This window comes from Klebsiella sp. ME-303 (genome assembly GCF_007910085.1).
GTDB lineage: Bacteria > Pseudomonadota > Gammaproteobacteria > Enterobacterales > Enterobacteriaceae > Klebsiella > Klebsiella michiganensis.
On record NZ_VOJB01000062.1, the window covers coordinates 91,459 to 100,984 of the forward strand.

At 65.6% G+C, this 9,526-nt stretch carries 7 protein-coding genes; 3 read left to right on the top strand and 4 right to left on the bottom strand.

The annotated features are described in order from the left end of the window. Positions 1 to 372: 372 nt before the first annotated feature. The gene (gene entS / locus FQK12_RS07815; RefSeq protein ID WP_014228354.1) at positions 373 to 1,614 is read right to left on the bottom strand and encodes an enterobactin transporter EntS; all 1,242 of its coding nucleotides are present in this window, start codon (positions 1,612 to 1,614) and stop codon (positions 373 to 375) included. A gap of 112 nt (positions 1,615 to 1,726) precedes the next feature. On the opposite strand from entS, the gene fepD reads away from it, so the two are divergent. The 3 genes from fepD to fepC are packed head-to-tail and all read left to right on the top strand — an operon-like array spanning position 1,727 to position 4,514. Next, positions 1,727 to 2,734: a Fe(3+)-siderophore ABC transporter permease gene (fepD, locus tag FQK12_RS07820; protein ID WP_014228353.1), complete on the top strand. Its 1,008-nt coding sequence runs from the start codon at positions 1,727 to 1,729 to the stop codon at positions 2,732 to 2,734. Beyond that, positions 2,731 to 3,723, top strand: a complete 993-nt coding sequence (gene fepG / locus FQK12_RS07825; RefSeq protein ID WP_009653197.1) for an iron-enterobactin ABC transporter permease — start codon at positions 2,731 to 2,733, stop codon at positions 3,721 to 3,723. Before fepD ends, fepG begins: the two co-directional genes overlap by 4 nt. Beyond that, complete coding sequence (gene fepC, locus FQK12_RS07830) at positions 3,720 to 4,514, top strand: iron-enterobactin ABC transporter ATP-binding protein (protein WP_014228352.1); 795 nt, start codon at positions 3,720 to 3,722, stop codon at positions 4,512 to 4,514. Before fepG ends, fepC begins: the two co-directional genes overlap by 4 nt. Before the next feature lie 98 nt (positions 4,515 to 4,612). Here fepC and entF read toward each other — a convergent pair whose 3' ends face one another. The 3 genes from entF to fes all read right to left on the bottom strand — a co-directional run. After that, positions 4,613 to 8,494, bottom strand: coding sequence for an enterobactin non-ribosomal peptide synthetase EntF (gene entF / locus FQK12_RS07835; protein ID WP_014228351.1), 3,882 nt, complete (start codon positions 8,492 to 8,494; stop codon positions 4,613 to 4,615). A 10-nt stretch (positions 8,495 to 8,504) separates the two neighbouring features. After that, entirely contained in the window at positions 8,505 to 8,708 is a 204-nt protein-coding gene (locus FQK12_RS07840) for an MbtH family protein (RefSeq protein ID WP_014228350.1), read from the bottom strand. 27 nt (positions 8,709 to 8,735) lie between these two features. After that, the coding region (gene fes / locus FQK12_RS07845) for an enterochelin esterase (protein ID WP_261392898.1) at positions 8,736 to 9,526 on the bottom strand (791 nt) is incomplete at its 5' end.

A 9,526-nucleotide genomic window follows, 5' to 3' on the forward strand; every position in this document is an offset into this window, starting at 1 on the left:
TGAATGCATCGGTGCGGCTTCTTCCCGGCTCGCGCTGCGCTTACCCGGGCTACGAGTCTACCGCCGTCTGCGGGCCAGTAGCCCGGGTCAGGCGTTTACGCCGCAACCCGGGAATGCGCCGGGATAAATACATCGGTGCGGCTTCTTCCCGGGTTGCGCTGCGCTTACCCGGGCTACGAGTCCACCGCCGTCTGCGGGCCGGTAGCCAGGACAGGCGCAGCGCGCCGCCTCCGGGAATGCGCCGGGATAAATACATCGGTGCGGCTTCTTCCCGGGTTGCGCTGCGCTTACCCGGGCCTGGAGTCCACCGCCGTCTGCGGGCCGGTAGCCAGGACAGGCGCAGCGCGCCGCCTCCGGGAAAACCCGGCTCAATTAATTTTCGCTCGCCGTCTCCGGGCGCTGAAAGCGGCGCAGCTCGCGTAGCAGCCCCACCAGCACCACGCCCACAATGACCAGCGCCCAGCCGCTGGCGCTCGCCGAAGCGGCCGGCGTCAGAATCGCGCCCAGGCCGCCGAGCAGCGCCGCGCCTATCGCATCGCCGGTCACGTTCTGCGCGGTCCACAGTCCGTTGATACGCCCAAGCATATTTTCCGGGGTTTGCGTCTGAATCAGCGTATATTGCAGCAGCGAGCTTATCGCGCTCAGCCAGCCAAACAGCGCCAGGCACAGGGCGCCCAGCGCCCACACCGGCATCAGGCTGAACAGCGCAATCGCCACAAAAGAGCCAACGGTGGTCGCCAGCATCAGCACGCCGGGCCTCGCCGTCTGCGCCAGCTGTCCGCTGGTCAACGCCCCGAACGCCGCGCCCAGAGGGATCGCGGCGTACAGCAGGCCAATCTGCGACGTCGACATCTGCCAGCTCCCGGCCAGCGCCGGATAGAGCACGCGCACCGCGCTGGCCATGGTCAGCAGGCCGCCAAGCAGCGCAATGCCGCCGATAAGCGGGCTGTTAAACAGAAACTTCAGTCCCGCGTACAGCGATTTTAGCGGATGCTCGCGCGGCTGCGGCGGCGGCGCCAGCCGCGGCAAACGCAGCAGCGTCAGCGTCGTAATAAAGGTACCTGCCGCCGCCAGGCCGTAGTTCCAGGCCACGCCGCCGGTTGCCAGCAGCAGGCCGCCGATCATCGGCGAAATCACCGAGCCCAGCCGCACCGTCAGCATGGTGATCGCCCCGGCCTGCATCAGGTTTTCCCGGCCAACCAGCGCCGGAGTCGCCGCCAGCAGCGCGGTCACGCCGATTGAGGCGAACAGGCCGTCCCAGATCCCCAACAGATAGATAGCGATGAGCGACGGCTCCGGCAGCATGGCGTTGAGACACAGGCCGACGAAGCCAATCCCGCAGGTGCCGCGCGCCAGCAGGATCAGACGTTTACGCTCATAGCGGTCGGCAAGCACGCCGCCGATCATCAGACCGACAAACATCGACCCGCCGGTTAAGGTCACCGACAGCCCCACTTGCCAGGTGGAATGGGTCATCAGCTGGATTTGTACCGGGATCGCCACGCCCAGCAGGCCAAGCGACAGGATCGAGATAAAGCGGGCGATAAAGACGGCGCGAAAGGCCGGGTGGGTTTTCAGCAAACTGAGATTCAGCAGCCAGGATTGTCGGTTCATGACAGCGCCTTGTTATTATTTTCCATACCATTTTTATGGGTGCACATGCTAACATAACCGGATAGAATCGATAACGATAATTACTATCATTATCATGTCAGGGATGTAAGCCATGTCGTCTTCCACGACCGCGGCGCGCGCCTTTGCCGTGCCGGGTCTTTTAATCGTTTTAATCATCGCCGTTGCGCTCAGCCTGCTGGTCGGCGCCAAACCCCTGCCGTTTAGCGTCGTCATTGATGCCTTCACCGGCACCTGCCAGAGCGCCGATTGCACCATCGTCCTTGATGCACGACTGCCGCGAACCCTCGCCGGGCTGCTGGCCGGCGCCGCGCTGGGTCTGGCCGGGGCGCTGATGCAAACGCTGACCCGCAACCCGCTGGCGGACCCGGGGATCCTCGGCGTCAACTCCGGCGCCAGCTTCGCTATCGTGCTGGGCGCGGCGCTGTTTGGTCTCTCCTCGCCGCAGGAGCAGCTGCTGATGGCCTTTTGCGGCGCGTTCGGCGCCTCGCTGCTGGTAGCCTTTACCGGCAGCCAGGGCGGCGGCCAGCTGAGCCCGGTTCGCCTGACCCTCGCGGGGGTCGCCCTGGCGGCGGTGCTGGAAGGGCTTTCCAGCGGTATCGCCCTGCTTAACCCTGACGTCTACGACCAGCTGCGCTTCTGGCAGGCGGGCTCGCTGGATGTGCGCACCCTGCAAACACTGAAAATCGTGCTGATCCCGGTACTCATTGCCGGCCTGGTGACGCTGCTGCTGAGCCGGGCCTTAAACAGCCTGAGCCTCGGCAACGATACGGCCACCGCGCTCGGCAGCCGGGTCGCGCGTACTCAGCTTATTGGTCTGCTGGCGATTACCGTCCTGTGCGGCAGCGCCACGGCGGTGGTCGGGCCCATCGCCTTTATCGGCCTGATGATGCCGCATATGGCCCGCTGGCTGGTGGGCGCGGATCATCGCTGGTCGCTGCCGGTGACCCTGCTGGCGACCCCTGCCCTGCTGCTGTTTGCCGACGTGCTGGGGCGCCTGCTGGTGCCCGGCGAACTGCGGGTTTCGGTGGTCAGCGCCTTTATCGGCGCGCCGGTGCTGATCTGGCTGGTACGCCGCCAGCCGCGCGGAGGTGGCATGTGATTGCGCCTTCTCGTCGCCTGATTTTTAGCTGCCTGCTGCTGCTGGTCGCCAGCGCGCTGGTCTCCCTGTGGGGGCTGGGCACCGGCCTGGTGCCATTGAGCGTTGAGCAGGTTATCTCGGCGCTGCTCGGCGATGCGCCGCGCAACGTCGCCATGGTGGTGACCGAGTGGCGCCTGCCCCGCGTGCTGATGGCGCTGCTGATTGGCGCCGCCCTCGGCGTCAGCGGCGCGATTTTCCAGTCGCTGACCCGCAACCCGCTGGGGAGCCCGGACGTGATGGGGTTTAACACCGGAGCCTGGAGCGGCGTGCTGGTAGCGATGGTGATGTTTGGCCAGAACCTGGCGGCCATCGCCATGGCGGCCATGGCTGGCGGGATCCTTACCGCGCTGGCGGTCTGGCTGCTGGCGTGGCGCAACGGGATTGAAACCTTTCGCCTGATTATTATCGGCATCGGCGTGCGCGCTATGCTGGTGGCATTCAATACCTGGCTGCTGCTGCGCGCTTCGCTGGAAACCGCCCTCTCCGCCGGGCTGTGGTATGCCGGTTCGCTTAACGGTTTGACCTGGGGAAAAACCTGGCCCTCGGCGCCGCTGATTCTGCTAATGCTGGTCTGCGGGGCGCTGCTGGCGCGGCGCATGCGGCTGCTGGAGATGGGTGACGATACCGCCTGCGCCCTGGGCGTGCGGGTTGAGCGCTCGCGGCTGCTGCTGATGCTGGTCGGGGTGGTGCTGACCGCCGCCGCTACCGCGCTCGCCGGGCCGATTTCGTTTATCGCCCTGGTGGCGCCGCATATCGCGCGCCGCCTCAGCGGCACCGCGCGCTGGGGGCTGGCCCAGGCGGCGCTGTGCGGCGCTCTGCTGCTGGCGCTGTCTGACTACTGCGCGCAGCGTCTGTTTATGCCCTATCAGTTACCGGTGGGCGTGGTGACCGTCAGCCTTGGCGGCATCTACCTTATCGGGTTGTTAATTCAGGAGTCCCGCAAAAAATGACCGCTGTAACCTCCCGTTTGCGCGGCGACCAGCTGACCCTGGCGTACGGCAAAAAAACCATCGCCGAATCGCTGAACGTCACCATTCCCGACGGCCACTTCACCGCCATTATTGGCCCTAACGGCTGCGGTAAATCGACGCTGCTGCGCACCCTGAGCCGCCTGATGACCCCGACATCCGGTCATGTGTATCTCGACGGCGAGCAGATCCAGCGTTACGCCAGTAAAGAGGTGGCGAAGCGGATCGGCCTGCTGGCGCAGAACGCCACTACGCCGGGAGATATTACGGTTCAGGAGCTGGTGGCCCGCGGGCGCTATCCGCACCAGCCGCTGTTTACCCGCTGGCGCAAAGAGGATGAAGAGGCGGTCAGCAGGGCGATGAAGGCCACCGGCATTACCGACCTGGCGCTGCAAAGCGTCGATACGCTCTCCGGCGGCCAGCGCCAGCGGGCGTGGATCGCCATGGTGCTGGCCCAGGAGACGGCGATTATGCTGCTCGATGAGCCCACCACCTGGCTGGATATCAGCCATCAGATCGACCTGCTTGAGCTGCTAAGCGAGCTGAATCAGGAGAAGGGCTATACCCTGGCGGCGGTGCTGCACGATCTGAACCAGGCCTGCCGCTACGCGACCCACTTGATCGCCCTGCGCGACGGCAAAATCGTCGCCGAGGGCGCGCCGAAGGAGATTGTCAATGCGGCGCTGATCGAGGAAATTTACGGCCTGCGCTGTACGATCATTGACGATCCGGTGGCGCATACGCCGCTGGTGGTGCCGCTGGGTCGCAAGTAGAGATTCCCGGCTCGCGCTGCGCTTAGCCGGGCTACCCAATCTGGCACAAACGGTAGCCCGGGTAAGGCGTTAGCCGCAACCCGGGAGTTCATCTGCCCCTAACCTAATATCTCCCTGAGCACCGGGCCGATCGCTTCAAAGGCCTGCGGAGAGATAATATCCACGTGGGCGCAATCCTGGCTGAATACCTCCAGCTCGCCGACCCACGGCCCCCACACCACCTGCGGGTCCATCCCCGGCTGACGGGTTTTCTCCGCTACGAACAGCGTCGCCTTACCGTCAAACTTCGCGCTGTGCGCGGTGGTCAGCAGGCGCACCGCATCGGCATAGTTGCCTTCGATAACGCTGAACAGCTCGCCGGAAGCCTGCCCCTGCTGGGCGGCCAGAAACGCCTCGCGTTCACGGGCGATCTCCGCCAGCACCTCAGGATCCAGACCGTTCGCCTCTTTCTCCGCCCAGTTCTGCGTCTCCGGCGGCCAGGTATCGAGCAGCCCGAGGAAGGCCACCGCTTCGCCGCGCTGGCGTAACCGGGCGGCAATCCCCTGCGCCAGGGTACCGCCGAGCGAATAGCCCAGCAGATAATAGGGGCCGTGAGGCTGCTGCGTCAGCAGAGTGTGGAGATGATGTTCACACACCGCATCCAGATCCGCCGCCGTGGCCATCGGTCCCTGCGGTCGCGGCGACTGAATGCCGACGATCGACCAGCGCGGGCTTAAATAACGCGCCAGCACGCTGAACTGCCAGGCAAAACCGGAAGCAGGATGGAAGCAAAATAGCGTCGGGCCGTCGCTCTCGCGCAGCGGCAGGAGAGCGTCGAAGCCCAGCCGTTGCGCCTGCTCATCGCTGAGGTCCGATGCCAGCAGCGCGCTCAGCTTGCCGACGGTAGACGCGACCATCACCTGCCCCGGCGTCACCCGCCGCTCCAGCTCGCGGCCGAGCGTCGCCGCAAGGCGCATCGCCAGCAACGAATGGCCGCCGAGGGCGAAGAAATCGGCGTCGATATCGTTCACCTCGCAGCCGAGCAGCTGGCTAAAGGCCGTGGCGACGGTGGTTTCCACGCCAGGCTCCGGCGGACGGCCACTGCGCTCACCGCTCAACGTGGGTAACGGCAGCGCTTTACGATCCAGCTTGCCGTTAGCGCTCAGCGGCAGCGCCGGCAGCTGTATCAGCACCACCGGCACCATATGCGGCGGCAGCTGTTCGCCAAGCCGCTCTTTGAGTGCGGCGGCGTCCAGCGGCAGGCCGGAGTCAGAAACCAGGTAGCCCACCAGCTGACGGGCATCACCGCCGGTTGCCGCCGCCTGATTGAAGACGCAGGCGTGAGCCACCGCTTGCGCAACGTCCGGCAGCGCGGACATCGCGCGGTCAATCTCGCCCAGCTCAATCCGCTGGCCGCGAATTTTTAGCTGGTCGTCGCTGCGCCCGAGATACTCGACGGCGCCGTTATCCAGCCAGCGGGCAACGTCCCCGGTGCGGTACATGCGCTCGCCCGGCGCGTAAGGGTCGGCAATAAAGCGGCTGGCAGTCAAATCGGGGCGCCCCAGATAGCCCTGCGCCAGCTGAATGCCGGTCAGGTAGAGATCCCCCGCCACGCCCGGCGGCACCGGGCGCATGGCGGCATCAAGAATGCGCAGCCCGGTATTCCACACCGGCCAGCCAATCGGCACGCTGGTGCCGCTTACCGCCGCCAGTTCGGGACCGCAGGCCGGATACCAGCTGACGTCCACCGCCGCTTCCGTCGGGCCATACAGGTTATGCAGCGGCGCGCCGGTCAGCTGCTCCCATTCCCGACACAGCGCCGTCGGCAGCGCTTCGCCGCTGCAAAATACCCGGCGCAGGGTTTGGCAGGCGCCGACGTTCTCCGCCTCCAGCGAGGCGACGAACGCCGCCAGCATCGACGGCACAAAGTGGGTGGTGGTGACGCCATAGCGGGCAAAGAACCGCTGCATCGCCAGCGGATCGCGATGGGCTTCCGGCTCGGCCATCACCAGCTGCGCGCCGGCGATAAATGGCCACCAGAACTCCCAGACCGACACATCAAAGCTGCACGGCGTTTTCTGCGCCACGACGTCGTCAGCGCGGAGCGGATAGTGGTCCTGCATCCACAGCAGGCGGTTGACGATGGCGGTTTGCCCGACCATCACCCCTTTCGGTCGCCCGGTAGAGCCGGAGGTAAAGATGATATAGGCAGTATGCTCCGGCCGTGAGAGCGCCAGCGGCGCGGCATCCGACGCCGTCAGCGGCTGCTGGTAGCACAGGCTTTCCAGGCCGGGAATATCGCTAAAGCGCGCCCGCTGATCTTCAGAGGTAATCAGCAGCGACGGCCGGGCGTCTTCCAGCATCATCCGCAGACGATCGTCGGGATAGCCGGTATCCAGCGGCAGCCACGCGGCGCCGGCCTCAACAATACCGTGCAGCGCCAGCGTCAGGAATACCGAACGCGGCAGCGCGACCGCGACGCTATCGCCCGGCTTGACGCCCCGCGCGCGAAGCTGTTCAGCCAGCGCCACCACCTGCTGGCGCATCTCGCGGTAGCTAAACTGCCAGCGGCCGTCCGCCAGCGCAGGGGCATTCGGGGTTTTCGCCGCCTGCTCCGCTACCAGCGCGCTCAGGGTGGTGAGCGGCAGGTCGACAGCGGTCGCGTTGACCTGCCGCAGCTGTTCCGTTTCCGCCGCCGACAGCATATTCGCCTCACCGCAGCGCAGGGTCGGATTATCGGCAAACTGGGCCAGCAGCGCGGAGAGTCGGGAGATATGGTTACGCAGCGTCCGTTCCTCGTATCGCTGCTTATTCGCCAGCACCTCCAGCGACAGCCCCCCGGCTTCATCCGGGAAGAGCGCCAGCTCCAGGTCATTGACCGGGCCGGTGGCCAGAGTGTGGGTAATAGCCTCCACGCCGTCGATATCCAGCTGATAGTCGAAGACTTTAATATTGAGCACCGGGCCAAACAGCGGTTCATCGCCCGCCGCTCTGCCGCTATCGCGCACAATCTGTTCGGCGTCATAGCGCTGATGGCGGCGCATTTTCTTCAGCTGCCCGGCAAGACGCGTGGCCAGCTCCGGCAGCGTTTCCCCGGCATCAATAGTGACCGCCAGCGGCAGAACGTTGAGCACAGGGCCGGTAGCGGTGAGCGCCGCAGAGCCCATGCGGCGCATAAAAATAAAGCCCGCGGCGTAGTCCGTTCGGCTGCACAGCCGTCCCAGCCACAGGGCGGTCAGCGCCAGCGCCAGATCGGCGCGCTGGCACTGCGGCGCGCCTGCCGCCAGCCGGCTAAAGACCCCGGCATCCACCTCCAGCTTCATGCGCCAGATATCGCTGCTGGTCGCCCTTCCCGCCAGCGGCGAGTCCGACAGCGAGGCCGGTGCCGGCAGCGCCTGACGCTGCGCCTGCCAGAACTGTTTGTCGCGCTGCCAGGCGTCGCTGCCGTAGTAGCGCTGATACTCTTCCACCACCTCGGCAAACGGCGTAAACGGGGAATCAGGCGTCGCTTCGCCGCGCTGCCAGGTGCGGTAGATCGCGGCGATCTGGCGGGTAATCGCCGGGAAGCTGAAGCCATCGACCAGCAAATGGTGGTAACGCTGATACCAGTACCAGCGGTTATCGCCCACCCGCAGCAGCTGATGGCAAACCAGCGGATTGCCGCCGTCCACCCGCAGGTTTTGTCCGAGGTCGGCCTGCATCAGCGCCAGCGCGGCCGCGTGCGGGTCGCTCGCGGCACGCAGATCCCGGTAATCCGGTTCGGCAAACGCGCGATGTTCATCGACCCACTGCCAGGCTTCGCCGTTATCTTCGCAAAAACGCATGCTGAGGGTGTCGGCCTGCGACAGCCCGGTGACAATGGCCCGGCCGAGCAGTATCGGGTCGATATCACCGCGCAGCTCGACATAGTGGGCGACGCTCCAGGCGCCGGGCAGCGTCGAGAGGCGCTCCGCCATCCAGATCCCCGGCTGCGCCGCAACCAGCGGTAAACGTATGGTCATCGTGGGCTCCTCAGGATGCATGGTGGGCGGGGGTCAAGGTAGACCAGTTTGCCGCCAGCCAGTCATTGCACGCCGCTAACGACTGCGGCGGGCACTCCACCGACCAGCCTTCCGGCAGGGCGCAGTGGTGCGGCCACAGGCTGAACTGCTGCTGGTCATTGCGCAGAATGTAAAACTGCCCTTGCGGATTGTCGAAGGGGTTACTGAATTGCATGTCTAATTCCTCGTAAAGCGCGCGTTGTTACTCATCACGGCATAAAGGCTGCCACAGCTGGATAAGCCCGGCTGTCAGCCCGCCGCGCCAGCACAGCGCATCATGCCCGCCGTCAACCTGACGCCAGAAAATCGTCTGCTGTTCCAGATGCGCGAGCAGCGCCTGGTTGGCGCGAAAAATGATCGGCTCGCGTATACCGGCTTCCAGCCAGATACGTAGCCCTTGCGGATGTAATTCGCCGCGGCTCAGGCGGTCAATCAGCAGGCCCGTCTGCGCGCCGCCGCGATGCGGCCACCAGTAAGAGCCGGACTGGCTGAGCACGCAGCCAAAGCGCTGGGGCCAGTAGAGCGCGGCGAACATCGAAGCCAGGCCGCCAAAGCTCTGACCCGCCACCACCGTGCGATCGGCGCGATCGCTGAAAGGCGCCAGCCGGTGAACCATTGGCAGCAGTTCTTCCTGAACCGCCAGCCAGAACGCCTCATTGCAGGGAAGCTCCGCGGCCCGGTGCGGATTATCAATCGCGTCAATCAGCAGATAAACCGCCGGCGGGAGCCGTTTTTCGCGGGTTAAGCCCGCCAGCGGCGCCCATACCGGCATGCTTTCGGCCCAGAACTGGCCATCCAGCAGGATCGCCAGCGGGCGCGCCTGCGGCTGCGCGTCGCCGGTGGCGTAAACCCATATCCGTCGCCGGTTGCCGAGTCGCTGGCTCTGCCATTCAATGCAGACCGGCGGCTGATAAGGTTCATCACGCAGCGCCCAGCCGGGCTGTTCGGGGGCGTGCGGCAGCTCCAGCGCGGAGACCGCGTGGCCGCGCCCGC